This is a genomic window from Thiemannella venezuelensis (genome assembly GCF_014203605.1).
In the GTDB taxonomy this organism is placed as follows: domain Bacteria; phylum Actinomycetota; class Actinomycetes; order Streptosporangiales; family Streptosporangiaceae; genus Planomonospora_A; species Planomonospora_A venezuelensis.
Genome location: NZ_JACHJJ010000004.1, coordinates 81,167 through 107,405 on the forward strand (window position 1 = coordinate 81,167; position 26,239 = coordinate 107,405).

Sequence of the window (26,239 nt, forward strand, 5' to 3'; positions counted from 1 at the left end):
TCGCGGCGGGCGGGTGAGAGCGTGCCGCCCGGAGGAGGGCCGACCGCCCACGGTCTTCGGGCTTCGCCCAAGCGGCTGCCGAGGCGCCGAGGACGCCGTTCGCCGGAGCGGTGACGCTCCTGACCGTCCGGCGTCCGGAGCTCCGGACCCGCCACGGGATCGGGGAACGGGGACCCGATCCGAACAAGATCCGATCCTAGCCGGACGGCGCCGGCGAAACCACCGAAGGACCTGCAGGACCGCCCGGAGACGCCGGTCTCCTGATCGCGGCCGGCGGAACGGCCCCGCGCCCGGACGGGCGCCCGGGCGGGGACCGGGGTCAGCCCGCCGCGGCCCCGGTCCGGTCCGCCTCTGAGTCGACGAGGGCGGACAGCTCCTCCGGGGACATGCATCCGGGGGCGAGGTGCTCGCGGGCGGCGCGGTCCGCCTCGCGGCGCAGGACCTCGTTGGCCGGCGTGGGGACGCCGAGCTCGCGGCCGAGCAGGACGATCTCGCCGTTGAGGTGGTCGGCCTCGATCGAGCCGCCGGCCCTGGCCAGGCTCTGCCAGGACGAGCCGCCGCCCCGCTCGGCTCCTCCGACCGGCAGGGCCTCGACATCCTTCCCGCGCCGCTCCCGCTCCTCCTGGGAGGAGGCGTAGGCGATCCCGGCCGAGTCCAGCACCGCCCGGCCCTCGGCGCGCACCCGCTCCATGATCGGTTCCTGTCCGGGAGCGCGGCCGCAGAGCGCCTCGCAGGCGTTGCCCAGGTTGCCGAGCAGCTTGGCGTACTTCCAGCGCATCACGTCCGGTACGGCGACGCCGGTGAACGAGCTCGCCGACAGGTCCCCGGCGATCCGCTCCGACAGCTCGTCGGTGCCGTGCGGGTAGCGGCCGAGCTGGAGCAGGCCCGACTTGGGAGACCCGTAGGCCGTCACGACGCCGGGCTCCAGATGCAGCGCGGGCAGCCAGACGTACATGCCGTAGACCCGCTCGAACCGCCGCAGGGCCGTGCGCTCGTTGGCCACGCCGTTCTGCGCGCACACCACCGGCACGCGGCGCGGCCAGGGGTCCAGTGCGGCGACCGTGTCCTGTGACTTGACCGCCAGGACCAGCACGTCGCCGTCGCGGAGCCGTACCGGGCCGCGGGTCACCGGGACGCGGAGCGTCAGGTTCTCGCCGGGGGTGACCAGGCGCAGGCCGTCTCGCCCGAGCGCGTCGTGGTGGGCGCCGCGGGCGACGAGCAGCACGTCGTGCCCGGCCTGGAAGAGCCGTCCCCCGATGGTCCCGCCGACGGCCCCCGCCCCGACCACGATGTAGCGCACGATCGGGATCGTGCCGCAGCGGCGGGCTCAGCGGCCGGCGCCGGGGCCCGCCAGGCCGTGCAGCAGGAGGTCGGTGAGGGTGTCCACCGCCTCGTCGCCGGTGACGCCCGGCCCCTTCTCCCCGGCGGTCAGCACCGAGTAGGCGAACATCGAGAGCATCGAGCCCATCGCCGCGCCGACCAGGGCCGGGTCGCCGGGCAGGGGGTGGCCCCGCTCCCGCAGGTGTTCGAGGTGGTCGCGGAGGACGGCGGTGTCCTCGGCGAGGCTCTCCCATGCGCGGCCGGAGTCCAGGGGCTCGGTCATCGCCGACTGGAAGAGGGCGACCATCACCGGAAGGTGGTCGCGGAAGACGTTCCAGACGACGGCGACGTGGGCGCGGAGCTGGGCGCGGTCGGTCAGGTCGTGGTCGCGGGGGTGGTCGCGGGCGCCGATCTCCGAGTCGGCCTGGTCATGCATGTCCCGCAGGAGCGACTGGAGCAGCTCCTCCTTGCTCGCGAAGTGGTCGTAGAAGGAGCCGGTGGCCCGTCCGGCGGCGGCCGTGATGTCGGTGATCTTGGTGTTCAGGTAGCCGCGCTCCGCGAACAGGCGGCGGGCCGCCTCCTTCAGCGCGGCCTCGGTCTCCGCCGCCCTGGCCTTGCGTACGCCCACCGGATCGTCCCCTTCCCTCTTGACCTCCGACGGTAGCAATCCCCATACTGAATCAACATTCGGTGAATCGAGATTCAGGGAGAAGACCATGCGTGCCATCGTGGTGGGCGGGGGAGTGGCCGGTGCGGCGAGCGCGGTCGCGCTGCGGCGGGCGGGGATCGAGGTCACCGTCGTCGAGGCGTACGAGGACCCGGCGGGGGAGGTCGGCTCCTTCCTGAGCCTGGCGGGCAACGGGCTGCGGGCGCTCGACGCGCTGGGCTGCATGGAGGCCGTGGCCGGGCGCGGGTTCGCGGTGCCGCGCCAGCGGATGTGGGGGAGCTCCGGCAGGCTGCTCGGCGACGTCCCCCGCGGGCGGCTCTCGGGCGACCCGCTCCACAGCGTGACGCTCATGCGCGGTCACCTGGTCGAGGAACTGCGCGCCGCGGCGGTCCGCGCGGGCGCCGAGATCGTCACCGGCAGGCGCTTCGAGCCCGGTACGGCCGGCGCCGATCTCGTGGTCGGAGCGGACGGGATCTGGTCGGCCACCAGGAAGGCGCTGGACCCGGCGGCCCCCGAACCCCGCTACGCCGGGATCTACACCGTCTCCGGGGTCTCGGAGCGGGTCCCCGGCGGCGTCGCGGCCGAGCCGGGCGTGTTCAACATGGTCTTCGCGCGCAGCGGCGCCTTCATCCACGTCACCGCTCCGGACGGGGCCGTCTGGTGGTCGGCCCAGGTCGCCGACCCCGCGGAGCCCGTGGACACCGGTCTGGAGCGGCTGTGCGAGCTCTACCGGTTCGAGGCGGCGCCCTCGGCGATCCTGCGGGCGGCCACCCGGCTGCACCGTCCGGCCCTGCACCACGTGCTGGCCGAGGTGCCGGTCTGGCAGGACGGCCGGACCGTGCTGGTCGGTGACGCGGCCCATCCGGTGGGGTCCGGCCAGGGCGCCGCGATGGCCGTGGAGGACGCCGTCGTCCTGGCGCGGGCCGTACGCGAGGAGGGGTCCGCGGCCGCGGGGCTGGCCCGCTACGACCGCGAGCGCCGCGCCCGCCTGGCCCGGCTGGTCAGGATGGCGAGCGCCAACCGGGACGCCAAGACGGCGGGCCCGGTCGGCCGCCGGATCAACGACCTGGTCATGCCGGTGTTCTTCCGGCACTTCTACGAGAAGGCCACCGGCTGGCTCTACTCCGACGACCTCTCCGGGGCGCTGGCGCCCCGGTGAGGGTCAGAAGGCGGGGGTCAGAAGGGGAGGATCCGGCCCGACGGGGTCCGGAGGTCGAGCGACACCGGCTTACGTGGCGGACGCGGACGTTGCACGATCTGAACTCTCTTCACGATGCCGCTCCTTTCTACTCTTGATCACCTGTGTTACCCATGTGGCACTCAAGAAACACCTATCGACGTATCACGTGCAGGACGCTCACCACCCGCTCCGCCACCGTGGCGACGTCGCCGGCGTGCCCGAGGCGCCCGGCCCAGGAGAGCCAGAACCACCATTCGCCGTCCTCCTCGTGGGCGGCGAGGACGTCCTCGGTCCTCGCCGGGACCATCGGGTTGATGACGTGGAGGTGCGGGAACGGCTCCGCCGGCGTCTCCAGGCGCACCCGGAAGGAGTGCGCCTCGAGCTGGGCCGCGAGGCGGCGCAGGTGCTCGAGTGCCTCGTGGCGGTCGGCGGTCATCCGGATCACTCCTGGCGGGTGCTGCGGGTTCCTTATGAACGTGATATCCCGTGACAGGCCAGACAATCGATCTTGATTCTGCGAAAGCGTGAGAATACGCGGAACAACGGAGAAACCCATCGGTATTCCGTGCGGAAACCGCGGACAAAGGGAATGTCATGCACAGGCATGCTTACTCTGTGGTGTGCGCTGGTTAATCTTGCGTCAACGGCGACCGGGAGGGGCACCGTGGCCCGAGGTGAGCACTCGCCCGCCTGCGCCAGGCGCTGGCGGGAGCAGGCGAAGGCGCAGCAGTGGACGCTCTGGCAGACCACGCAGGCCGTGCACGGCTGCTGCGGGGTGAGCCTGCTCAAGGCGCACCGGCTGGCCAGGGGGTGGTCGGCCAGGCAGGCGGTCCAGGAGCTGCGGGAGCTCTGCGAGCGCGAGGGCCTCGGCGCGCCGCGGGCCGGCATCGACCTGCTCAACGCCTGGGAGAACCACCGCGCCAGACCCCGGCCGCAGACCGCCGAGCTGCTGGCGCGGCTCTACCGCGCCAACGCCGTACGGCTCGGCCTGGCCGGGGACTACTGCGAGGACGGCGGCCAGGCCGAGGTCGTGGTCGTCTCCGGCGGCGAGTCCGGCGCGCCGTACCGGACGGCACGGGAGCGGACGGCGGACGACGCCGAGCGGCGCGCGCTCTTCCACCACGCGCTGCTCGGCTCGCGCGTCGCGATGAGCGGGCGGCTGATGGCCGAGGTCGAGCGGACCCGCCAGGACCTGGACCGCACGCTCGCCGCGGGCGGCGTGACGGACGAGCAGCTCGACCTCCTCGACGAGCAGGTGCTGCGCTACCGGCGCGAGTACATCACCAGCGCCCCGCTGCCGATGCTCTACCGGCTGATGCTGGAGCTGTCGGAGGTACGCGCGCTGGCCGCCGCCCGGCAGCCCGCGATGGTCCAGCGCCGCCTGCTCAACGCCACCGTGATGCTCGCGCTGCTCTCGGCCGACGCGCTGATGAAGCTCGGCGACACCCGCCAGGCCCACGCCTGGTACGGCACCGCGCGCACCGCCTCCGACGACATGGGCGACCTGCGGCTGCGCGCGCTGGTCCGGGCGCAGCAGGCCATGCTGCCCTACTACTACGGGGACCTGGCCGAGACCGTGCGGCTGGCGCGCGAGGCCCGGATGCTGGCCGGGAACGCGCCCAGTTCCCCGGCGGCGCTCGGCGCGGCGGCGGAGGCGCGGGCGCTGGCCAGGATGGGCGAGCACAAGGCCGCCCGGGTCGCGCTGGCCGAGGCCGAGCAGATCTTCGCCAGGATGCCCCCGGAGGGCCGCGACCACCTGGCGTTCCGCTTCTCGGAGCGGCGGCTGCAGTTCTACCGGATCGGCACGCTGATCGAGCTGGGCGAGGAGGTCGACTGGACGCCCGCCCCGGCGGGGCCGTACACCATCGACCCGGTGCTCATCCGGCTCGACCAGGCCGCCCACCTGGTCCGCGACGGCAGGGCCGAGGAGGGCTGCCGGCTGGCGGAGAAGGCGCTGCTCCAGGCCCCGCCCGAGCACCGCACCTCGATCGTGGTCGACCGGGCGCGGGCCCTGCTGGCGGAGGTCCCGGACGGGCAGCGCCGGGCGGCCGCCGTGCGCCACCTGGCGGACCTGCTCGCCGGCGCCGTCCCGGCCGTGCCATGAGCGGTTCCCTGGCGGTGCAGGCGTTCACGATCCTCGGCGAGGTCTGCGACGAGCTGGGGATCGACCACCGGGACGCGGAGCTGCTGCGCGTGCGGAGCAACGCGGTCTTCAAGCTGCGCGGCGAGATCGTGGTCAGGATCGCCACCGCGCCCAACGCGCCGGCCCGGCTCCCGGCGGTGCTGGCGGTGGCCCGCTGGCTGGCCGAGCAGGGGTTCCCCGCGGTCCGCCCGGCCGACGAGATCTCCGACCAGCCGGTGGTGCACGGCGGCGGGGTCGTCACGTTCTGGCACTACGTCCCGGCCAGCGGCCGGCCCACCACGACCGAGCTGGGCGGGATCCTGCGCAGCCTGCACCGGCTGCCGGTGCCGCCGGTCGCGCTGAAGAGGTTCGCCGACCCGCTGGCCGGGGTGCGCCGGGCGGCGGACCGATCGGCGGTGCTCACCCCCGGCCAGCGCGCCTGGCTGGGCGACCGCATCGCCGAGCTGACCGAGCGCTGGGCGGGTCTGGAGGTGGAGGGCTCGGAGGTGCTGCTGCACGGCGACGCCTGGATCGACAACCTGCTGCGCCGCACCGACGGACACGTGGTGCTCTGCGACTGGGACGGAGTGGCCGTCGGCCCCCGCGAGTGGGACCTGGTCCACACCTACCACGGCGAGCGCCGCTTCGGCCTGACCGCCGCGGACGTGGACGCGTTCGCCGACGCGTACGGCAGCGACCTGCGCTCCTGGGAGGGCTACTCCACCCTGATGGAGGTGCGGGACATGTACGCCGTGGGCATCCACCTCCGCAACGCCGCCACCGACCCCTTCTCCCGCCGGGAGCTGCCCCGCCGCCTCGACTCCCTCAGACGAGGTGAGGAACATGCCCGGTGGTACCTGGCGGAACCGGCTAGTGTCTCCCCATAAAGATCTTCATATGGGGGCAAAGCATGCCGAGAGTCACATTGCGACATACCTTCCACGTGCGCAACAGCCCGGCCGCGCTCCGCGCGCACCTGAGTCAGCCGCAGAGCTACGTGGGGCTCTCGCCGCTGGTCGTCGCGGTCCGCGACGTCGAGGCGGGGGAGAGGGAGACCCGCTACGTCTCGGTCGAGCGGTTCAGGTTCATGGGCGTGAAGTACGACAACCTGATCAGGGTGACGCTGCGGAGCACGCCCGAGGCCGTCGAGGGCGAGGTGGCCAGCCCCGGCGGGGTCCGGCTGGACTACCGGTTCCGGCTGACCGGCAGGGACGGCGGGACCGAGGTCGAGGACATGCTGGTGGTCCGCGCCTGGGCCCGGCCGCTGCTGAACTTCGCGGCGAGGAAGGCCCGCGAGGTCCAGCTCGCCCGCGCCGAGGTCCTCACCTCCCGCCTGGGCTGACCTCTCCCGGTCGCCCGCGTCTGCTGCGTTCGTGACCTCTGCTGCGTTCGTGACCTCTGCTGCGTTCGTGACCTCGTATCCGGATAATCTTCCCGCGAGCAGGACGCGGACAGCCAGGGAGGCGCCGGTGGAGGCCAAGGGCCGTACGGCCGAGATCATGATCGCCGAGGCCCGGAAGGCGTTCTGGGTGATGGTCGGCTTCGTGGCCGTCATCTGGCTGGTACAGATCGCCAACTGGGTGTCGGGCTACGCGCTGAGCCACCAGCACGGCATCCAGGCCTGGAGCCCCGGAAGCCTGCCCGACATCGTGTCGGCGCCGTTCCTGCACTGGAGCTGGGAGCACATCCAGGGCAACTCCGGGCCGCTGTTCGTCTTCGGCTTCCTGGCCGCCTACCGGGGCGTCGCCAAGTTCCTCGGCGTGACCGGGTTCATCATCCTGCTCAGCGGCCTCGGCGTCTGGTTCACCTCCAGTCCGCAGAGCGTGACCGCAGGCGCGAGCGGGGTCCTCTTCGGCTACTTCGGGTACGTGCTGGTGCGCGGGGCGTTCGACCGGCACCTGATCGACATCGTGGTGGGCGTGGTCATGGCGCTGTGCTTCGCCTACCAGTTCTTCGGCGGGCTGCTGCCCCAGGAGACCGTCAGCTGGCAGGGACACCTGTCCGGTTTCATCGCCGGGCTGCTGGGCGGCTGGATCTTCCGCGACCGCAGGCGTTCCCTTCCCGCTCCCGCCGCCCCGCAGGACTCCACCGCCGCGCTGCTGAAGGAAGTGGACGACCTGCGCTGAGGGCTGTCTCGAAACAGGTGATCGCCCCTCCGGGACGGGCGGTGAGGGCGCCGTCCCGGAGAGGGTCCGGTCAGAGCCTCCTGTAGTAGACGGCGACCGGAAGCGGGGTGCACCCGAGCTTCTCGTAGAGGGCTCTGGCGGGCGCGTGGAAGGGGTCGCCCCCGGTGCCGATCTCGACCACCTCGGCTCCGAGGGCCCGCATCTCACCGAAGGCGTGCTCGCACAGGGCGGTGCCCGCGTGGTGGCGGCGGTGCCCGGCGGAGACGGCGAGGTGCGTGACGGTTCCGTTCCGGCGGACCGGGTCGACGCTCCAGGCCACGTAGCCGGCGACGGCATCGCCGGTCTCGGCGACCGCGACGTACTTGTGCCGGTCCGGGTCGTGGAGCCCGGCGACCTGCTCGCGGTAGTCGTCGCGCCAGTTGCCGTGCTGGTTGGCGAAGACGGCCTCGCCCACCAGAGGGCGGAAGTGGTCCTCGTAGAACGGCCGGAACGTCTCGATGGTCAGTTCGGTGAGCCGCGCCAGGTCGTGCTGGACGAACGGGCGGATGAGCATGGGAGTGCGCCTTTCAGACTGAGGGCTTGACACCCGAACGGAAGAGGGCATCGGTCGGCCCGCTCACGGCCTGATGTCGGCGGCGAGCCGGCCCTCAGCGACGGGTACGCCAGGTGGCGAAGCACTCCATGCGCACCACGATAGCCTCCCGCGGACGGCGGCGTCGATCGGGCCGCTCCGGCCCTGCACCGGGGTCAGGGGGAGAGCCGGGAGCCGATCCTGTCGGCCTCCTGCTCGTCGCCGAGCCTGCGGTACTCGCGCTGGGCCGCGGTCAGGGCGGCGTGCGCGGCGGCCCGGTCGCCCGTCCCGGCATGGGCCTCGCCGAGCGCCGTGAGCGTGCGGGCCCTGCCCAGGGCGTTCTGCAGCCTGTCCCAGATCTCCACGGCGGCCTGGAGTCTGCCGACGGCCTCCGGGGAACGATCTTCGGCGATCTCCAGCAGCCCGAGTCCGTGCAGGGCGACGGCGCGGCCGAAGTCGTAGTGGTGGACGGTGCTGAGCGACAGGGCCCGTTCCAGGGTCTGCCGCGCCTCGATGTGACCGTTCTCGGCGTAGAGCTGCCCGAGATGGGCGAGCATCTGCGCCTCCATCAGAGGGTCCGCGGCGATCCTGGCCTTCGCGGCCGCCCGCCGCAGCTGTTCTTCGGCGGCGGTGAACTCACCGCGCCGGCGGTAGGTCATGCCGAGCAGCCCCCGCACGACGCATTCGTCCCGGGAACTCCCCAGTTCCTGCGCGATGTCCAGCGCACGCCCGGCGTACCGGAGGGCGAGGTCCGGGCTCCCCCGCGCCTGGCTGATCGCCGCGAGCTGCTGGAGGGTGTGCAGCTCGCCGAGAGGGTAGCCGTGGGCGCCGGCGATGGCGGCGCTCTCGTGGAAGCACCGCAGGGCCCGCTCGTGGTCGCCGCGCAGCCTGTGCACGTCACCGCAGAGGTAGAGCGCGTCGGCCTCGCCCTCGCGCTCACCGAGATCCCGGAAGATCGACAGGGCGCCCTCGGCCCGTTCGAGCTTGTCGTCGAGCGGGGCGCCGGGCATTCCCGCGTGGAGGTCCGCCAGGTTCCGCAGCATGACCGCCTCGCCCCGGCGGTCCCCGGACTTCCGGCAGGCGGCCAGCGCGATCCGGTGGACGTCGGCGCCCTCACCGACGTCCCTCAGCTCGTAGAAGGCCTGGGCGGCGGCCGCCAGGCCCCAGGCGAGCTCCGTCAGGCCCGTCGCCGCCGCCTGCCGTACCGAGGCGGAGATGGTCTTCCGCTCCGACTCGAACCACTCGGAAGAGTCGGCCACGAGGAGTTCGGGCGAGTCGGGCGACCACGAGGAGACCGCCGGGCGGATGGGGGCCAGGGTCCGGACCCCGAGCCGGCTGCCGGCCTCCTCGGCGAGCAGGAGCAGTCCGCCGAACACCCGGCGCAGCGCGGCCGACCGGGCGGCCGCGTCATCGTCCGCCTCCGCGCGGCGGCGGGCGAAGAGCCGGACGAGGTCGTGCAGCCGGAACCTGGAGCGGCCGAGCTCGTCGACCAGCCGGGCGTCGACGAGCGACGACAGCAGGCGGCCCGTCTCCCGCTCCGGCAGACCGGCCAGGGCGGCGGCGGCCCACAGGGGGAAGTCGGGCGCATCGAGCAGCCCGAGCAGCCGGAAGAGCCGCCGGTGGTGCGGGTCCAGGCTCGTGTAGGAACCGGTGATGGCCGCTCCGACGTCGAGGTCGCCCGCCTTGAGCAGGTCGAGCCGGGAGGCCCCGTCGGACAGCTCCGCGGCGAACGCGGACAGCGGCCAGGCCGCCCTGGCGGCGGCGCGCGCTCCCGCGATCCTGATCGCCAGGGGCAGCCTGCCGCACAGCTCGACGATCTCCGCCGCCGCCCCGTTCTCGTTCCCGACCCGCTCGGCTCCCGCGATGGCCGCCAGGAGTTCGAGGGCGGCGTCGTGGGGCAACACGTCGAGGTCGGTGAAGTGCGCCGACTCCAGGCCCAGCAGGCGGGTACGGCCGGTCACCAGCAGCGCGGACCCGGGTGAGGACGGTACCAACGGGCGGACCTGCGACTCGGAGCGGGCGTCGTCGACGATGACCAGAACCCGGCGGCCGTCCAGGACGCTCCGATAGGACTGGAGGCGTTCGGCGAGGCCGCCCTGCACGGCGGCGCGGGGGAGGCCGAGCGCGCGGAGGAACTGGCCCAGAACCGAGTGCGGGGTGGTGTGCGGCGCGGAGAGGTCGGCGTAGAGCCGGCCGTCGGGATAGACCTCGCGCAACCGGTGCGCCAGATGTACGGCGAACGCGGTCTTCCCGACCCCCGCGCGCCCGGAGACCGACAGGATCCTGGGAGCCCGGGAGTCCGCCGCCGAGAGCACGGAGAGGCACTGCGCGACCTCCTTCTCCCGCCCGGTGAAGTCGGCGATGTCCGGGGGCGTCTGGGCGGGGACGGGCGGGGCGGACACGGGCGCCCGTCCGGCGTCCTCCTCGGCCAGGAGGAGCGTGTGCAACTGCTGGAGCTGCGGCCCGGGCTCCAGCCCCAGCTCCTGAACCGTGTGCCGGCGCAGCCGGGCGTAGGCGTCCAGGGCCTCCGCGCGCCGGCCGGCGTCCCGCAGCGCCCGCATCAGGAGCAGGGTGAACCGCTCGTGCAGCGGATGCTTCCCGGCGAGCCGCCGCAGCGTGGGGACGGCCTCCCGGTGCCTGCCCGCGCGCAGGTCGATGTCGGCGCGGGACTCCAGCGCCAGTAACCGCCGTTCCTGCAGTGCCGAGGCATGGGGCAGCAGCGCGAGCGACGGGGGGACGCCCGCGAAAACTGGGCCCCGCCACAGCGCCAGTGCCTGGTCGAACAGCCGGCCCGCCGATTCCGGGTCCGCCGAGCCGTACACCTCGCACGCCTGGTCGCAGAGCAGCTCGAACCGCTCGGCGTCCACTTCGCCCGGCTCGGTCCTGAGCAGGTAGCCGCCGTGGTGGTGCCGTACGGTGTCCTGATCGGAGTCGCGCAGCAGCCGCCTCAGCTCCCGCACGTAACCGCGGACGAGCGTTCGGTGCGTGGCCGGGGGATCCCGGTTCCACAACTCGGCGACGATGACCTCCGCGGGCACGCTGCGCCCCGCGTTGACCAGGAGGAGGGCCAGGAGGTGGCGGACCTTCGCGCTTCCCGGAGTCACCCAGTCGGCGCCGTCCCGGATCGACAGCGGGCCAAGGCATCGGAAACGCAGCGCCGGACCGGTCGCCTTCATGATCAGGAGGATATCCGGGTACCGGGGCGGAACCAAGCCGTCCCGTCATCACGCGGGTGCGCGCATCCGGCGGATCACCACCCCCAGCACCCGCTCGGCCGGCACGGGGCCGAACGTCCGGGAGTCGAGGCTGACCGCGGGGTTGTCGCCCAGCACCAGGATGCGGCCGGGCGGCACCGTCGGCGCGCCGGCCGTGTCCGCGAGCACGCCGGGCACCGAGTCGCCGGGGACGGCGGCCGCCCGTTTGACCATCCACCGGCCGGGGTCCCAGCCGACGATCTCGGCGGCCGGGCCGAGATCCGGTCTGGTGACCACGACCACCTGGCCCGCGCGGACACCGCCGCCCGGCACCCTTCTGACCAGGGCCCGCTGTCCGGCGCGCAGGAACGGCTCCATGCTCCGGCCCTCGACGGTGATGACGAACAGGCGCCCGCGCAACCACAGCAGGGCCGCGGCGAGGGCCGCGATCAGGACCGCGGCCACCGGCATCAGGACCACCCCGGGGTCGCCGTACCCGTGCGGTAGCCCTCGGACTGGAGATCGAACAGCCGCGCGTAGCCCCGGCCGGCGGCCATGAGCTCCTCGTGGCCGCCCTCCTCGCTCACCCGGCCGTCCTCCAGCACCACGATCAGGTCGCTGCCCCGGACCGTTCCGAGGCGGTGGGAGATGAGCAGGCTGGTCCGCCCCGCCCGGTGCTCGCGCAGCATGGTGTGGATCTCGTGCTCCGCCCTGGGGTCCAGCCCGGAGCTCGGCTCGTCCAGGATCATCAGGTCGCGCTCACCCCGCAGCAGGGCCCGGGCCAGCGCGACCCGCTGCCACTGGCCGCCGGACAGCAGCACGCCGGTCTCGGGGACCTCGTGATCGGCCTCGCTGTAGAAGGTACGGCTGAGCAGGGTGTCGTAGCCGTGCGGCAGGCCGGCCAGCACGTCGTGGACCCCCGCCCGCCGCGCGGCCGCCTCGACGACGCCGGGAGCGGCGTGGAGATCGCTGATCGTGATGTTCTCCGCGGCTGTCAGGTCGTAGCACATGTAGTCCTGGAAGACCGGGCTGATCCGGCGGCGCAGCTCCTGGACCGGGACCTCCCGGATGTCCACGCCGTCCCAGAGGATCGTCCCCCGCACGGGGTCGTAGAGCCGGCACAGCAGTTTGACCAGCGTGCTCTTGCCGGCGCCGTTCAGCCCGACCAGCGCCACCGACCGGCCGCACCCGATGCGCAGGCTGACTCCGCGCAGCACCCACGGCTGGTCGTCCGCGTAGCGGAACCAGACATCGCGGAGCTCGATCCCGTCCCGCAGCGGTGGAAGGGGCCGGGGACGCGCCGGTTCGGGCAGGTCGGGGCCGGCCGAAGCGACGGCGACGAAGTGGTCCATCATCAGCAGCGCCTCGTGGGTCTGCGCCAGCTCGCCGACCAGGCCGCCCATCGCGCCCTGCGAACCGGCGACCGCGGCGACGAACAGGACGACGTCGCCGACGGTGAGCCGCCCGCCGGACGCGGCCCAGAAGAGGCCGCCCATGGCCACGGCTCCGCCGAGCACGGCCAGCCCGCCCTGGACCAGCAGCGTGTGCCGGTCCACGGCCCGCTTCGCCGCGTCGGTGGCGCGGCGCTCGGCGAGCATCCGCCCCCGCAGGAACTCCCCGACGCCGAACAGCCGGATCTCCTTGGCGGCCTCGGCGGTGCTCAGCAGGCCGCCGTAGAAGAGCTCACGGCGTTCGGCCGGGCTGATACGCCACAACATCCGCGCCCTGCGGCGGCTCAGCGCGAGCTCGGCCAGCAGGGCCGGGACGGCCGAAGCGGTCAGAATCGCCGCCATGACCGGGCTCAGCGCGGCCAGGGACGCGAGGAACCCGCAGAAGGTGAGCAGGTTCCGGGCGGCGTCGAGCCCGCTCTCGACCACCTGGTTCGGCGCGGTGAGCGCGGCCTGCTCGGCCAGCCGGAGACGGTCCAGGAGACGGGGGTCCTCGAACCGGGACAGCCCGGTGAACCCGTTCACCGCCGTGTACAGCTCCTCGGTCGCCCGCAGCCGCGCGGCGCGGTTCAGCTCGGCCCTGGAGTAGGACAGGAGCTGTGGCGTCGCGGCGGCGGCCAGACCGGCCGCCGCGAGCCCGAGCAGGGGCAGGGCCACGTCGGCGCGGGCGGCCAGGGCGTCCAGCAGGAGCTTGGTCAGCCATGCCGCGGCGACCGGGGTCGCGGCCCCGGCCAGGGTGAGCAGCGCATGGCACAGCAGCCAGCCGGGGGCGGAGCGCCAGGCCAGGGCCACGGCCCGCCGCGCCCCCGCCGGGGTGGCCCGGGGCGAGGAGGCGTCGATCATGCCGTGACGACGGCGGGCAGGTCGCGGTAGTCGAGCCCGATCGCTGCGATGGTGTGGTCGTCGCCGACGAGGCAGAAGGTGGGGAACGCGTCGACCCCGAAGGCCCGCGCGACCGGCCCGTCCAGCCCTTCGACCACCACGGTGGCGGTGGCGGACAGCGCCTCGGCGGTGGGCCCGGCCTCCTCGGCCGAGGCGACCACCACGGCCAGCACGGGGCGTGCGTCCGCGGCGGCGAACCGGATGAATCCGGGTAGCTTCCGCTCGCACGGCGCGCAGCCGGGGGAGAAGAAGCCGACGATCGTCCCACCGGCCAGTCGCGCCCTGTCCACGGCGGCGCCACCGGTCGTGTGCGCGAGGAAGTCGCCGATCGCCCCGCCCGGTTCGGGCATCGTCGCGGGGGCCTGGTGGCCACTCCCGGCGAGCAGTTCGGAGTGCTGCCGCAGGCGCTTCACGACACCCAGGACGAGCACGAGGTTCAACAGGCACAGCAGGCCGACGAAGACCACGGCCGCGGTCAGGTACGTCATCTCCGGTCCTTGAGGTGAGAGGGTGAGGCGGTGAACAGCCCGGCGATGTCGTCGAGCATGATGACCAGGACGGCGAGCACGGCACCGGCGGTCGCGGCGATCGCCAGGCCCGCCGGGTGCGTCGGCTGGCGGACGGCGGCGGAGAGCGTCCCCGCCGCCAGAGCCGCCGAGGCCAGGACGAGGTTGCGGGCGACGTGCCGGCCCGACACGGGGGCGGCCGACGCGCCGAAGCACCGGCAGGGCGCGCGGACCCCGCGGCGGAGGGCAAGGGCCATCGCCGCGGAGAACACCGTGAGCAGGACCGCGGCCAGGGCGAATCCCGCGGGAACCGCGCCCGGCAGCAGGAGGAGGACGAGGACGGAGAACTCGGCGGCCACGACGGCGGCCGCCGAGCCGCCGGCCCGGCCGCCGGGAACCCCGAAGCCGGGCAGGGACGCGGCGAACGAGGTGAAGGACGCGCGGCTGCGGACCTTGCTCACCAGGGAGGCCGCGAAGACGACGAAGAGCGCGCAGCGGACCGCGACGACGAGATAGTCCATCGGTCTCCCGAATCTCGGGCCCCGCGGGTGGCGTTCCACCCGCGGGACGTCCGGGTCAGCCGCAGTCGTAGTAGTACTTGCACTGGGTGCCGCACCGGCCGTTGAGGCAGCAGGTGTAGGCGCGCCACTTCCGGACGCCCCCGCAGCCGCAGCTGCCCCAGTAGCAGTACTCCGCCGCGGACGCCGAGAACTTCGGCAGTGCCAGGCCGAGCAGCCGGTCGCCGAGTTCCTCCAGTTTCCGGATCATGCATGACCTCCTTGGGAAGGGGCCGGACGACCCCGCGGAACGAGCCTCTCCGATGGGTGTAGGGCGCTCGTAGGAGCGGCGTAGAGGGGGCGTAGAAGGGGCCCGCAGAGGGGCGCAGAAGGGGCGCAGAGGGCCGGCTTCGCGGTCTGCGTCGCCGCGGCGCCCCCGGTCCCGGCGGCGCCCATGGCCGCGGAGAAACCCGCACCGAACTCCTCGGCCGACGCGTAGCCTCCGACTCCCGCGAAGACGGCGACCGCGACGCCGAACACCCCACCGAAGATCCGCAGCATCATGAACGCGCCGGACGCCTGACCGACCTCCTGCGGCCGCACCGCGCCGACCACCGCCTTCTGCGCCGCGGGCATGGCCATGGTCAGCCCGGCCCCGCCGATGACCAGCGCGGGCAGGATCTCGAGGTAGTCCGTGCCGGTGCCGGAGACCACGGCGATCCAGCCCATGCCGGCGGTCTGGAGCAGCAGCCCGCCGGCCGTGAACGCCCGCTCGCCGTACCTGTCGGCCAGCGCGCCGGCGATCGGCGCGCACACCATGAGCGTCGCGGTCCACGGCATCAGCCGCAGGCCGCCGCCGAGCGGCCCTTCGCCGTGCACGGTCTGGAAGTACTGCGCGAGGAAGAACAGCGTGCCGTACAGCGAGGCGAACACGCAGAAGTTCGCCGGGTTGGCCGTGGCGAACGCCCTCAGCCGGAAGAACCGCATCGGCAGCATCGGCGCCTTCGCGCGCCGCTCCCAGAGCACGAAGGCGATCACCAGCGCGACGCCGAGCACCAGCGCGCCCAGCACCTCCGCGCTGCCCCAGCCCGCCGCGTTCCCGCGGACCAGACCCCAGACGACGCCGAACGCGCCCGAGGTCACGGGCACGACCCCGCCCCGGTCGTGCCCGGGGCCCGCCGTCATACGGGGCTGATCGTCGCGGCGACCGTGGCGCCGAGCTCCCAGCAGGCCGCCAGGTCGTCCTTGCCCGGCGCGCCCGTCACCTCCACCGGCGGGTGGACCCGCTCCCAGCCGAGTCCGGCGGTGATCGACTCCACCGCGCGGACGGCGCCGGTCGTGTCGTTGCCGCCGTGCACGTACAGCGCGTACGGCAGGCGCCGGGTCTCCTCCAGGCAGGGGTAGTAGACCGTGTCGAAGAAGTGCTTGAGCGCTCCGCTCATGTAGCCGATGTTGGCCGGCGTGCCCAGGATGATCCCGTCGGCCTCGAACACGTCGACGGCGGTGGCGCGCAGCGCCGCGCGGGCGACCGCCTCCACGCCCTCGACCTCGTCGGTGGCGGCGCCCTGCCGTACCGCCTCGAAGAGCTCCTGCAGCGTGGGCGAGGCGGTGTGGTGCACGATCAGCAGACGCCGGACATCTCGCGACACGGTGCCGATCCTCTCACGTCCCCCGCCGCGGAGGCGGCCGCTGCGCCGTTGCCCGGCCGTTGCCGCCCGGTCGCCTTGTTGGTGACGAACTTCTGCGCCACCTCGTTGTGCGTGTGCCCGGACAGCACCGCGTCCACGCCCGGGAACTGTGCATGCGACCGGGCGGCAACCTGTGGAGGTTGCTGCCCGGTCGCGACGTTCTTACTGCTCGGCGGTCATATGCGGTCGGACGGGTGAGTCGTGTCAGGCGCCGCCGTTGATGGCGCCCGTCTTGAGGGAGCCCTCGGAGATCTTCCACTTCTCCAGCAGCCCGTCGTAGGTGCCGTCCTCGAACAGCTCGTACAGGGCAAGCTGGACGGCCTTGTTCAGCGTGCCCTGCCGCTTGCCCATCGCGATGCCGTACGGCGCCGCCTCGATCTGCGCCCCGGAGATGCGCAGCGTGGAGTGCTCCTGCACGGCGACCGCCGCGGGCGGGAAGTCGTCGAGGTAGACCTCGGCCTTGCCGTCGAGCACCGCCTGCTTGGAGTCGGCCAGCCCGGCGACCGTGACGATCGTCAGCTTCTCGCCCGCGGGGCAGCGCTTGTTCTGCGCCTCGGCGAGGCCGACGTAGATGGTCTCCGCCGGGACGGCGACCCGCCGCCCGCACAGGGCGGTGATGCCCTCGGAGTCCGTCTTCACCCCCGCCACGACGACGGACCCGACGTTGAGGTAGTCGACGAAGTCGACGCGGGCCTGCCGCTCGGCGGTGTCGGTGATGGACGCCATGGCGGCGTCCAACTCGCCGGACTCGACCTTGTCGAGCAGGTCGCCCCAGCCCGTCTGCCGCATCTCCAGCTTCAGGCCCAGCTTGGCGGCGATCGCGCGCGCCAGGTCGACGTCGAAGCCGGCCTGCTCGCCGCCGTCCATGAACTCCATGGGCGCGTAGGACAGATCGGAGCCGATCACGAGGACGCCCGCCCGCCGGATGTCGTCGGGAACGTGCGCCCGCGCGGCCGAGGCGGAGGCGGCCGGGGTGTCCGAGCCGCCCGAGCCGCCCGAGCCGCCCGGGGCGCCCGGGGCGGCCGGATCGGCCGAGCAGCCGGTGAGGAGAACGCCGGCGGTGAGCGCGGCGAGCCACGGGGTGATTCGCATGGGGTGTCCTTGCATGCTCGGGGGGCCTGTCGGTTCTTGCCTGGAGAATCGGCAGTGACTCATCTCACCTGAGCCCTCAGCTCCGGCTTTCCCCTGCCGATCTGCCTCGCAAGCGAGTGAAGAGGCGCAATCATGAGACTGACGATCCGACACCAGATCCTGGCCCTGGCAGCAGCAGGGTTCCTCCTTGTCACCACGGCCGGCCTCATCGGCTACCGGGGCATCTCCCAGCTGGAGGAGGCACAGAGTGAGGCACGTTCCGCGGCGACGGCGCTGGAGGCCATGGGGGCGGCCGACACCGCCCGGGTCGCTTTCCGCGGTGACGTCCTCAACGCGTTGACCACACGTGACAGTGCCGAGCGGCAGGGCGTGCTCGACCTGCTCGGCGCCCATGTGTCGGTGCTCCGCGCCAACCTGGCGCACATCGCGCGGGTCCAGCCGGAGCTGGTCCCGCAGGTGAGCGAACTGGAGGGCGCGGCCGACCAGATGATCGCGGCCGGGCAGCGGATGGTGACCCTGGCCAGCAGGGTGGTCAGCGACCCGCAGCAGCTCGGCGCGGCCAAGGCCCGGCCGGACTTCGAGAGCCACTACCAGCGGTTCGATGAGACCCTGCCCGAACTGGAGCGGTCGATCGCCGCGCAGGCCAAGGAGACCACCGAGGCCGCGGAGGAGATCGCCGCGGGCGCCAAGACCCTCACCCTGGTCACCGCGGGACTGGCCGCGGTGCTGCTGGGCGGCGCCGCCGTACTGCTCGCCCGCCGGGTCTCGCGGCGCATCGGCTCCTTCGTCTCGGCCATGAAGGCCCTGGCGGACAAGGACCTGACCGTGCAGGCGGGGATCGGCGGCAACGACGAGCTCGCCGAGCTCGGCAGGAGCCTCGACGAGGTCGTCGGCACCGTCCGCGCGGCGATCGGCGAGATCGCCGAGAACGGCGCCGCGCTCATCTCCGCCTCCGACAGGCTCTCCGGCACCAGCCGCGACCTGGCGACGGGCGCGCAGACCGCGGCCGACCAGGCGCACAACGCCTCGTCCAACGTGGACGAGGTCGCGCGGAGCGTCAGCTCGACCAGTGAGGCGGCCCAGAGCCTGCAGGAGTCCATCCGTGAGATCAACGGCGCCGTGGCCGAGGCGGTGCAGGTGGCGGCCGAGGCGGTCGGCCTGGCCACCAGCACGAACCGTACGATCGAGCGGCTGCGGACCTCCAGCAGCGAGGTCAGCGCCGTGGTCAACATGATCACTTCGATTGCGCAGCAGACCAACCTGCTCGCGCTGAACGCGACCATCGAGGCGGCCAGGGCCGGCGAGCAGGGCAAGGGCTTCGCGGTCGTCGCCGGCGAGGTGAAGGACCTCTCCCAGGAGACCGCCTCCGCCACCGAGGACATCGAGAACAAGGTGGCGGCGATGCAGGAGGACACCGAGAACGCGATCGAGGCGATCGGGCGCATCGGCACGGTGATCAACCGCATCGACGAGATCCAGCGGTCCATCGTCGCCGCGATCGAGGTGCAGAGCCAGGCCACCCGGTCCATCGGCGCCGGCATCGACGTGGTCTCCCGCTCGTCGAGCGACATCACCAGTTCGATCCAGAACGTCGCCGAGGCGACCCGGACCACCCACGACGGCGCCACCCACACCGAGACAGCGGCCACGGAACTCGCGGGGCTGGCGCAGAGCCTCAACGCGATCGCCTCGCGGTTCCGGCGCTGACGGGACCGCGAGGCCGAGCCTCCGCCCCCGTGGTCCGAGGCGCCTACGGATCGCGGGGGCGGACCAGGCCGTGCTCGTAGGCGTAGCGGACGGCCTCGGCGCGGTCGCGCAGGCGGAGCTTGGCGAGCAGGCGGTTGATGTGCGTGCCGACGGTGGAGGGGCCGATGAACAGGACGGCGGCGATCTCGGCGTTGCTCAGGCCCCGGCCGATGAGCACGAGGACCTCGCGCTCGCGCCGGGTGAGGCCGTCCGGCGTCGCCGGCGCTCCCACGTAGCCCGCCATCACCCGGGCGGTGACCGCCGGGTCGAGGGTCGCCAGCCCGCTCGCCGCCGTCCGGATCGCCGCGAACAGCCGCTCGGGCGGCGACACCTTGAGCAGGAAGCCGCTCACCCCCGCCCGGAGGGAACCCTCCAGGTTCTCGTCGGTGTCGTAGGTCGTCAGCATGACGATCCTGGGCGGCCGGGGGGCGGCCAGGAGCTCCCGGGCCGCGGCGATGCCCGACATGCCGGGCATCGCGATGTCGAGCAGCACCACGTCCGGCTCCAGGCGGCGGGCGGCGTCCACCGCCTCCCGGCCGTCGGTGGCCTCGCCGACCACCTCGAAGTCCGGCTGGGTGCCGATGACGAGGCGGAGTCCCCGGCGGACCGTCGCCTGGTCGTCGGCGAGGAGGATGGAGACGGTCATATGACCACGGGGATCCGGCCGTTCAGCGGGAGGGAGACCCGCACGCCGTACCCGCCGTCCGGGAGCGGGCCGGCCGACAGGCGGCCGTGGAACAGCGCGACCCGCTCGCGCATGCCGACCAGCCCGTGGCCGGGTCCGCCGGAGGCGGGCGCCCGGCGGCCGTCGCGGGGGCCCTCGTCGACGATGTCCAGGCAGAGCATCCGGGAGCGGTAGGCGACCGTGACCTCGGACCGGGTGGGGCCCGCGTGCCGGAGCGTGTTGGTGAGCGCCTCCTGGACGATCCGGTAGGCCGACAGGTTCAGGCCCACGGGGAGCGGCACCGGGCTGCCCTCGATGGTCAGCCGCACGTCGAGACCCGCCAGGCGCACCTGCTCCACCAGCTCGTCCAGCCGGGCCAGGCTCGGCTGCGGGGCGAGCCCCTCGTGCCCGGAGCCGGTCCGCAGCAGCCCGACCATGAGGCGCAGCTCCTCCACCGCCTCGCGTCCCGTCTCCTCCACGACCTTCAGCGCCTCGCGCTCGGTGGTCTGGTCGGGCAGGAGCATCAGCCGCGCCGCGCCCGCCTGCATGACCATCACGCTGACGCTGTGCGCGACGACGTCGTGCAGCTCCCGGGCGATCCGGAACCGCTCCTCGGTCACCGCCTCCCGGGCGATCAGCTCGCCGCGCTCCTGCGCCTGGAGGGCGATCTGCCGGTAGCGCCGTACGGCGACGCCCGCGCCGCCCGCGATGGCGGTCATCGCGATCAGGACCGCCACGTCGCCGGGTCCCACGTCCCCGGGGGTCCGCCACAGGATGGCCAGGTCGAACACGACCGTGAGGGCCGCCCCCGCGAGCACCCGCCGTTCTCCCGGCGGGTACGCGCCGAGCAGCGTGAACAGCAGGACGAGCTGGGTGTAGAGCTGCCACGCGGCCGGCAGTTCGCCGACGTACGCGATCGAGGCCGTGCTCGCCAGCGTGTAGACGGCCAGCACGGTGAACGGCGCCCGCTGCCGCAGGAGCACCAGGGCCGCGGCGACCGCGGCCGCCCCGATCCACCACCAGGGAAGGGCGGGATCCGGAGCGAGCCCGCGCCCGCCGAGCTCTTCGGCGACGCCGAACAGCAGGACGGCCGCCGAGACCAGCCAGTCGGCGAGGGTGGGAGGCGGGCGGTGACTCATGAGGTGAGGGTAAAGGGGGCATACGGGCTCGGGAATCCACCTTGAGATGGATAAGCCCGGGCCTCGGAAGCCCATGGATCCGTCCGGCGCGGTCGCGGCGCTCCGTTTCGGGAGCTCCCGCATCCGCCGTGAGGCGGACACGGGATCGAAGCGGGCCTTGACGACGCGGCCCCGGCCGCTCCGTAGCGTCTGCGCCATGTTCGACTTCACCGACCCCGACGCCTTCCGCCGCCGGGCGGCGGGCGTCAGCCTCGTCCTCGCCCCGCTCTGCCTCCTGCTCGGCATGGTCGTCGACCCCCTGACGCGGGGCGGCGACGAGACGCTCGCCTACGCGCAGGAACCCGTCGCCGCAGGGATCAGCGCGACCCTGCTGCACTACGCCTGGGTGCTCTGGGTCCCCGGCGTGCTGGGCCTGGTCCACCTGGTGCGGAGCCGGGGGGTGGTCCTGGCCAACGCGGCCGGCGCGGTGGCCGTGCTCGGTCTGATCAACTTCTCGTCGCTGATGATCGTGGACTTCTTCGACATCGTGCTCTACCGGCGTCTCCCGGCGGAGCAGGCCACCGGGATCCTGGAGGACAGCCTCCAGCCGGCGCTGGTCTTCGCCTGGCAGCTCCCCGGCATGATCGGCTCGTTGCTCGGGCTGGTCCTGGTGGCCGTGGCCTTCACCCGGGCCGGCCGGGCCGGATGGTGGTTCCCGGCCGGGGTGCTGGCCGGACTGGTGATCTGGATCGCGGGCGCGCGCAGCGGGTTCCCGCCGCTCGGCTACGCCGGGCCGGTGGTCCTCCTGGCCGTCTTCGGCACCGTGGGCGTGACGATGATCCGGATGACCGGCGAGGAGTGGAGGCAGGCCCGCCGGGAGCCCGCCTCGCAGCCGGCGTGATCACCCCTCGATGAGCGACATGTCCGGATAACGGGCACCGTGCACGGCTCCGCTGGGCACGGCGGCCTCCAGCGCGGCGAGCACGCCGGCGTCCAGCGGGATGCCGGCCGCCGCGGCGTTCTCCTCCAGGTAGGCCAGCCGCTTGGTGCCCGGGATGGGGACGACGTCCTCGCCCCGGGACAGCGCCCAGGCCAGGGCGAGCTGCGCGGGGGTGCAGCCCGCCTCCTCGGCGATCTTCCGGACCTCCGCGACGAGCGCCTCGTTGCGGGCGCCGCTCTCCCCGGCGAACCGGGGCAGGTGTCTGCGGAAGTCGTCGGCCGGCAGTTCCCCGGCCGGCGGGAGGCTCCCGCCGAGCAGGCCCCGGCTGATCGGGGAGTAGGCCACCAACGCGACGCCCAGCTCCCGGGCGGCGGGCAGGATCTCCTCCTCGATGCCCCGGGTGAACAGGGAGTACTCGCTCTGCAGCGCGGCGATCGGGTGGACGGCGTGCGCCGCCCGCAGGGTCCGCGCGCTCACCTCCGACAGGCCCAGGTGGCCGACCTTGCCCGCGGCGACCAGCTCGGCCATCGCCCCGACGGTCTCCTCGATCGGCACCTGCGGGTCGCGGCGGTGCGCGTAGTACAGGTCGATGCGGTCGACGCCGAGCCTGCGCAGCGACGCGTCGCAGGCCTTCCTGACGTACTCGGGGCTGCCGTCGACGCTCCGCGCGCGCGGGTCGTCGCCCCTGACGATGCCGAACTTGGTGGCCAGCACCACCCGGTCCCTGCGGTCGGCGATCGCCCGGCCGACCAGCTCCTCGTTGTGGCCTCTGCCGTACATGTCGGCCGTGTCCAGGAAGTTCATCCCGAGGTCGATCGCCCGGTGGATCACCTTGATCGACTCGGCCTCGTCGGTCGAGCCGTAGAACTCCGACATTCCCATGCAGCCGAGTCCGAGGGCGGAGACCTCCGGGCCGCCGTTGCCGAGACGCCGCTTGTTCATGAGTTCTCCATCGCGTGATAGAAGTCGATCTTGTAGTCGAGGACCGAGACGTCCTCGCTGAGCTGGGCGATCCGCTCCAGGACCCGCTCCCGGTGGGCTTCGAGCATGCGCCGCCGTTCGGCCGCGGTCGCCGGGCCCTGGCGGCGCAGCTCCGCGTAGCGGCACATGTCGGCGATCGGCATCCCGGTCGTGCGCAGCTTGGTGAGGAAGTCCAGCCATTCGAGGTCCGGCTGGGTGTAGCTGCGGCGCCCGCCGGTGTCGCGGCCGACCTGGTGGATGAGCCCGATCTGCTCGTAGTAGCGCAGCGTGTGCGCGCTCAGCCCCGAGATGCGCGAGGCCTCCTGGATGGTGATCCCCATGGGCACAACCCTGCATCTTCGAGTGCACTTGAAGTCAAGCGGGCACCCCCTTCCCACCGGGATTCCGGCGGGCGCCTCCCCGGGGTGCCGACCCTGATGGGGCGGGCACCCCCTCCGGCGTTCTTCGCGCAGCTCACCGGCGTGCCCGCGGCGGGGTCCCCCTGAGGCGTCCCCCACCCCGCCCCGACCCCCCTCGGGGACGGCTCAGGGGCGGTTCGGGATCATTTCGGATACTCCGTGACCTGGCCCGTCGCGATGGTTGAAGGCATGGAGAGCAAGGCGTTTTCGGGATCCGGGCTGGTCCTCGGCGGGTACGCGGCGATCGGTGCCGGGGCCGTTTCCATGCTCGGGCTGCACGTGGTGACGGGCCTCGATCCGGTGCACACCGTGATCAGCGAGTACGCGTTCGAGCGGGACGGCTGGCTGCTGCCCGCCTCGCTCACGCTCTTCGCCGTGGGCGCGACGGCCTTCGCGGTCCTGCTGGCCCGCCGCGGCCAGGACCGCAAGGCGGCGCTGCTGGTCGGCCTCTGGGGCCTGTGCATGCTGCTGATCGGGGCCTTCCCCACCGACCGGCCCGGGGTGCCGCTCTCGATGTCCGGGGGCATCCACCGGTACGCCGCGTTCGCGGCCTTCCTGGCGATGCCGGTCGCCGGGCTGATCCTGGCGCGGCGGAACGAGGGCAGGCCGTACGCCAGGGTGGTGAAGGGGCTGAGCCTGGCCTCGCTGGGCCTGCTGCTGCTGGTGGTGATCCCGTACGTGGTGCGGATGTTCGGCGTCGAACTGACCAACGACGACATCCCCGCCGGGGTGACCCAGCGGCTGGTCGTCGCCTTCGAGGTCGCGGTCCTGGCCACGCTCGGCCTGGCCCTCGGCGCCGGGCCCGGCAGGGGCCGCCCCGTACGGCGTGCGGACCGGCGGACGCCGGCCCGGGCGGGCGGCGGGCCGGAGGCCGCGGCGGCGGGCCGGAATGAGGCGGGAGACGGGGCGGCGGGCGGACGGTCCCGGTACGTTCCCGGGCCCCGGGTCGCGGCCGATGACCGCCTTTCCGGCCGTCCTATGGAGCAGACAGCCCGTGTCGTGATTTGTCGCCCGACTGCCGTACGCTCCCCGGAAAGTCGATCAGTGAAAGAGGCGAGAGATGGCGGCGCAGAGCACGTACCTGGAGCTGTCGGAGGACGACGGCGGCTCGCACAAGTTCTATGAGGTCGTGCTCGACGGGACGCAGGTGACGATCACCTACGGCCGGATCGGGGAGTCGGGGCAGAGCAAGACGTCCGCTTTCGCCACCGAGGAGAAGGCCGCGGCGGCCGCCGCGAAGAAGGTCGGCGAGAAGGTCCGCAAGGGGTACGCCACCGCCGTGCGGGGCGTACGGCAGGCCCGGGCGGTCACCCGGCGCAGCGTGGCGAGCTCCCGCTCCACCGCCCGCCAGGCCCCCGTGCTGTGGCGCTTCGCCAGCGGCGCGGCGGCGTTCGGCATCTTCGTGGACGCCGAGCGCTGCTGGGTGGGCAACCAGCGGGGCGACGTCTACACCGTCACCCACGACGGCACCGTCACCGGCCGCTTCCGGCTGCCCGACGGCGTCAAGTGCATCGTCGGCGACGACTTCTGGATCTACGCCGGCGCCGACGACGGCAAGGTCTACGACCTCAGCGGCAAGGTGCCGCGGGTCGCCTACGAGATCGCCGAGGACGTCGACATCTACTGGCTCGACATCCACGACGGCGTGCTCGGCGTGTCCGACCGGGCCGGGCGGATCACCACCATCGACCACGAGGACGAGTTCCAGTGGGCGCGCACCGGCCAGGGCGACTCCGCCTGGATGGTCCGCTGCGACGACGAGGCCGTCTACCACGGCCACTCCGCGGGGGTGGCCCGCTACGACGCCGCCGACGGCACCCCCGTCTGGCAGGCCGGGGTTCAGGGTGCGGTGCTGTTCGGCTGGCAGGAGGCGGATTCGGTCTACGCGGGCACCTCGCGAGGCACCGTGCACCGGCTGCGCAAGTCCGACGGCCGCTCCGAGGCGGTCTACCGCTGCGACGCCACCGTCTTCTCCTGCGCCACCGCCCCCGGCGGGCGGTACGTCTTCGCCGGGGACAACCACTCCTCGATCTACTGCTTCGACGCCGACGGCACGCGCCTGTGGAAGCTCGCCACCGGCTGCGGCTCCGCCTTCTCCATGCAGTATCTCGACGACCGCCTCTACATCGTCACCACCGACGGCACCCTGGCCTGCATCGACGCCACCGAGGCGGCCATCAGGGCCGCCCAGGAGGGCACCGTCCCCGAGCCGGTGGACGTCAAGGCCGCCACCGGCCTGGCCGCGGTGGAGCCGGCCGCGACGGTGGAGACCGTCTCGGTGGAGGCGCAGGCGGACGGCGGCGTGGTCGTGGAGTGCTTCCAGGACGGCGGGCGGCTGCGGGTCCGGGTGGTCAGCGAGGGCTACGACTCCGGCTGGAACGTGCAGTTCCCCAAGAACGTGCGCGAGGCGGGGGTCCGCTACCTCGTCGAGGGCGTGCGGGCCTCCGGGCGGGGCGGGTTCTACCGGGCCTACGGCGACATCCGCCGCCTGCTCTGACACCGGGACGGCCACCGGTGCCGGGACGGGTCCCCGTCCCGGCACCGGTTTAGGGTGTGGGCATGCTCCGTGGAGAGAGAGTGGTGCTCAGAGCCGTGACCAGGGACGACCTGGCGGCGCTGCACCGGTTGTACGAGGACGTCGAGACGGCCGTCAGCGCCCACGAGACACCGTGGGCGCCGGAGGCGCTGGACCAGGCGCTCGCCCGCTACGACGGGCGCAGGCCCGACCCGGCCAACGTGTCCTTCACCGTGGAGTCCCTGCCCGGGGGAGAGGTGCTCGGCAGCGCTCTGGTCTGGGGGATCGACTCCTTCAACCGCAACGCCCACCTGGGGGTCTCCCTGCTGCCGGAGGCCCGCGGCCGGGGATACGCCCCCGACGTGCTGCGCGTGCTCTGCGACTACGCGTTCCGGATCCGCGGGCTGCACCGGCTGGGACTGGAGACCCTCGCGACCAACGCCGCGATGATCGCCGCGGCGGAGAAGGCGGGCTTCCGCCGGGAGGGCACGCGCCGCGCCCACGCCTGGGTGCTGGGGGCCTTCGTCGACGAGGCGCTGTTCGGGCTGCTCGCCGAGGAGTTCGCCTGAGAGGGCGCCGGCGAC

28 protein-coding genes are annotated in these 26,239 nt (G+C 73.3%); 10 read left to right on the forward strand and 18 right to left on the reverse strand.

Annotation, left to right across the window (positions count from 1 at the left end; genetic code table 11):
• Positions 1–319 precede the first annotated feature (319 nt).
• The gene (locus tag FHS22_RS39165; protein ID WP_184939789.1) at positions 320–1,300 is read right to left on the reverse strand and encodes a ketopantoate reductase family protein; all 981 of its coding nucleotides are present in this window, start codon (positions 1,298–1,300) and stop codon (positions 320–322) included.
• Positions 1,301–1,327: 27 nt separating this feature from the next.
• The gene (locus FHS22_RS08015; protein ID WP_184939790.1) at positions 1,328–1,948 is read right to left on the reverse strand and encodes a TetR family transcriptional regulator; all 621 of its coding nucleotides are present in this window, start codon (positions 1,946–1,948) and stop codon (positions 1,328–1,330) included.
• An 88-nt stretch (positions 1,949–2,036) separates the two neighbouring features.
• Here FHS22_RS08015 and FHS22_RS08020 point away from each other — a divergent pair, with 88 nt between their 5' ends.
• A complete protein-coding gene (locus FHS22_RS08020) occupies positions 2,037–3,146 on the forward strand; it encodes an FAD-dependent monooxygenase (protein WP_184939792.1) in 1,110 nt (369 codons plus the stop codon).
• A 172-nt stretch (positions 3,147–3,318) separates the two neighbouring features.
• Here the strand turns inward: FHS22_RS08020 and FHS22_RS08025 are convergent, their stop codons facing one another.
• Positions 3,319–3,603, reverse strand: a complete 285-nt coding sequence (locus tag FHS22_RS08025; protein ID WP_184939794.1) for a hypothetical protein — start codon at positions 3,601–3,603, stop codon at positions 3,319–3,321.
• Positions 3,604–3,831: 228 nt separating this feature from the next.
• Here FHS22_RS08025 and FHS22_RS08030 point away from each other — a divergent pair, with 228 nt between their 5' ends.
• The 4 genes from FHS22_RS08030 to FHS22_RS08045 are packed head-to-tail and all read left to right on the forward strand — an operon-like array spanning position 3,832 to position 7,415.
• Positions 3,832–5,271, forward strand: a complete 1,440-nt coding sequence (locus FHS22_RS08030) for an NsdA family TPR-like regulatory protein (RefSeq protein WP_184939795.1) — start codon at positions 3,832–3,834, stop codon at positions 5,269–5,271.
• A complete protein-coding gene (locus FHS22_RS08035) occupies positions 5,268–6,176 on the forward strand; it encodes a phosphotransferase enzyme family protein (RefSeq protein WP_184939797.1) in 909 nt (302 codons plus the stop codon). Before FHS22_RS08030 ends, FHS22_RS08035 begins: the two co-directional genes overlap by 4 nt.
• Before the next feature lie 23 nt (positions 6,177–6,199).
• Positions 6,200–6,631, forward strand: a complete 432-nt coding sequence (locus FHS22_RS08040; protein ID WP_184939798.1) for an SRPBCC family protein — start codon at positions 6,200–6,202, stop codon at positions 6,629–6,631.
• Between the two features lie 49 nt (positions 6,632–6,680).
• Entirely contained in the window at positions 6,681–7,415 is a 735-nt protein-coding gene (locus FHS22_RS08045) for a rhomboid family intramembrane serine protease (protein WP_221473385.1), read from the forward strand.
• A 70-nt stretch (positions 7,416–7,485) separates the two neighbouring features.
• Here FHS22_RS08045 and FHS22_RS08050 read toward each other — a convergent pair whose 3' ends face one another.
• From FHS22_RS08050 to FHS22_RS08100, 11 genes are all read right to left on the reverse strand, one after another.
• Positions 7,486–7,968, reverse strand: coding sequence for a GNAT family N-acetyltransferase (locus FHS22_RS08050; RefSeq protein ID WP_184939800.1), 483 nt, complete (start codon positions 7,966–7,968; stop codon positions 7,486–7,488).
• A 194-nt stretch (positions 7,969–8,162) separates the two neighbouring features.
• Positions 8,163–11,162, reverse strand: a complete 3,000-nt coding sequence (locus tag FHS22_RS08055) for an AfsR/SARP family transcriptional regulator (RefSeq protein ID WP_184939801.1) — start codon at positions 11,160–11,162, stop codon at positions 8,163–8,165.
• A 48-nt stretch (positions 11,163–11,210) separates the two neighbouring features.
• Positions 11,211–11,651 carry a S26 family signal peptidase gene (locus FHS22_RS08060; protein ID WP_184939803.1) on the reverse strand — a complete coding sequence of 147 codons (441 nt, stop codon included), beginning with the start codon at positions 11,649–11,651 and terminating at the stop codon, positions 11,211–11,213.
• Entirely contained in the window at positions 11,651–13,471 is a 1,821-nt protein-coding gene (locus FHS22_RS08065) for an ABC transporter ATP-binding protein (RefSeq protein WP_184939804.1), read from the reverse strand. Before FHS22_RS08065 ends, FHS22_RS08060 begins: the two co-directional genes overlap by 1 nt.
• The gene (locus FHS22_RS08070) at positions 13,468–13,998 is read right to left on the reverse strand and encodes a TlpA family protein disulfide reductase (RefSeq protein ID WP_184939805.1); all 531 of its coding nucleotides are present in this window, start codon (positions 13,996–13,998) and stop codon (positions 13,468–13,470) included. Before FHS22_RS08070 ends, FHS22_RS08065 begins: the two co-directional genes overlap by 4 nt.
• A complete protein-coding gene (locus tag FHS22_RS08075; RefSeq protein WP_184939807.1) occupies positions 13,995–14,537 on the reverse strand; it encodes a MauE/DoxX family redox-associated membrane protein in 543 nt (180 codons plus the stop codon). Before FHS22_RS08075 ends, FHS22_RS08070 begins: the two co-directional genes overlap by 4 nt.
• A gap of 55 nt (positions 14,538–14,592) precedes the next feature.
• The gene (locus FHS22_RS08080; protein WP_184939808.1) at positions 14,593–14,784 is read right to left on the reverse strand and encodes a hypothetical protein; all 192 of its coding nucleotides are present in this window, start codon (positions 14,782–14,784) and stop codon (positions 14,593–14,595) included.
• A complete protein-coding gene (locus FHS22_RS08085; RefSeq protein ID WP_221473386.1) occupies positions 14,781–15,698 on the reverse strand; it encodes an MFS transporter in 918 nt (305 codons plus the stop codon). Before FHS22_RS08085 ends, FHS22_RS08080 begins: the two co-directional genes overlap by 4 nt.
• A complete protein-coding gene (locus FHS22_RS08090) occupies positions 15,695–16,162 on the reverse strand; it encodes a flavodoxin family protein (protein WP_184939810.1) in 468 nt (155 codons plus the stop codon). The genes FHS22_RS08085 and FHS22_RS08090 overlap by 4 nt, the downstream gene beginning before the upstream one ends.
• Entirely contained in the window at positions 16,135–16,299 is a 165-nt protein-coding gene (locus tag FHS22_RS08095; protein ID WP_184939811.1) for a hypothetical protein, read from the reverse strand. The genes FHS22_RS08090 and FHS22_RS08095 overlap by 28 nt, the downstream gene beginning before the upstream one ends.
• Before the next feature lie 106 nt (positions 16,300–16,405).
• Positions 16,406–17,293, reverse strand: coding sequence for a transporter substrate-binding domain-containing protein (locus tag FHS22_RS08100; RefSeq protein ID WP_184939813.1), 888 nt, complete (start codon positions 17,291–17,293; stop codon positions 16,406–16,408).
• A 132-nt stretch (positions 17,294–17,425) separates the two neighbouring features.
• Here FHS22_RS08100 and FHS22_RS08105 point away from each other — a divergent pair, with 132 nt between their 5' ends.
• Complete coding sequence (locus FHS22_RS08105) at positions 17,426–19,000, forward strand: methyl-accepting chemotaxis protein (RefSeq protein WP_184939814.1); 1,575 nt, start codon at positions 17,426–17,428, stop codon at positions 18,998–19,000.
• Positions 19,001–19,043: 43 nt separating this feature from the next.
• Here FHS22_RS08105 and FHS22_RS08110 read toward each other — a convergent pair whose 3' ends face one another.
• Positions 19,044–19,685, reverse strand: coding sequence for a response regulator (locus FHS22_RS08110; RefSeq protein ID WP_184939816.1), 642 nt, complete (start codon positions 19,683–19,685; stop codon positions 19,044–19,046).
• A complete protein-coding gene (locus tag FHS22_RS08115) occupies positions 19,682–20,842 on the reverse strand; it encodes a sensor histidine kinase (RefSeq protein WP_184939817.1) in 1,161 nt (386 codons plus the stop codon). Before FHS22_RS08115 ends, FHS22_RS08110 begins: the two co-directional genes overlap by 4 nt.
• Before the next feature lie 196 nt (positions 20,843–21,038).
• On the opposite strand from FHS22_RS08115, the gene FHS22_RS08120 reads away from it, so the two are divergent.
• Positions 21,039–21,722, forward strand: coding sequence for a hypothetical protein (locus FHS22_RS08120; RefSeq protein WP_184939818.1), 684 nt, complete (start codon positions 21,039–21,041; stop codon positions 21,720–21,722).
• Here FHS22_RS08120 and FHS22_RS08125 read toward each other — a convergent pair whose 3' ends face one another.
• Both FHS22_RS08125 and FHS22_RS08130 read right to left on the reverse strand, forming a co-directional pair.
• Complete coding sequence (locus tag FHS22_RS08125; protein WP_184939820.1) at positions 21,723–22,703, reverse strand: aldo/keto reductase; 981 nt, start codon at positions 22,701–22,703, stop codon at positions 21,723–21,725.
• Positions 22,700–23,062, reverse strand: coding sequence for a MerR family transcriptional regulator (locus FHS22_RS08130; protein WP_184939822.1), 363 nt, complete (start codon positions 23,060–23,062; stop codon positions 22,700–22,702). Before FHS22_RS08130 ends, FHS22_RS08125 begins: the two co-directional genes overlap by 4 nt.
• Positions 23,063–23,299: 237 nt before the next feature.
• Between FHS22_RS08130 and FHS22_RS08135 the strand changes: the two genes are divergently transcribed.
• The 3 genes from FHS22_RS08135 to FHS22_RS08145 all read left to right on the forward strand — a co-directional run bounded on the left by FHS22_RS08135 (position 23,300) and on the right by FHS22_RS08145 (position 26,224).
• Positions 23,300–24,265 carry a DUF998 domain-containing protein gene (locus tag FHS22_RS08135; RefSeq protein ID WP_184939824.1) on the forward strand — a complete coding sequence of 322 codons (966 nt, stop codon included), beginning with the start codon at positions 23,300–23,302 and terminating at the stop codon, positions 24,263–24,265.
• Positions 24,201–25,637, forward strand: a complete 1,437-nt coding sequence (locus FHS22_RS08140) for a WGR domain-containing protein (protein ID WP_184939825.1) — start codon at positions 24,201–24,203, stop codon at positions 25,635–25,637. Before FHS22_RS08135 ends, FHS22_RS08140 begins: the two co-directional genes overlap by 65 nt.
• Before the next feature lie 62 nt (positions 25,638–25,699).
• Positions 25,700–26,224 (forward strand): GNAT family N-acetyltransferase, encoded by a 525-nt coding sequence (locus FHS22_RS08145; protein ID WP_184939826.1) that lies wholly within the window; start codon positions 25,700–25,702, stop codon positions 26,222–26,224.
• Positions 26,225–26,239 lie beyond the last annotated feature (15 nt).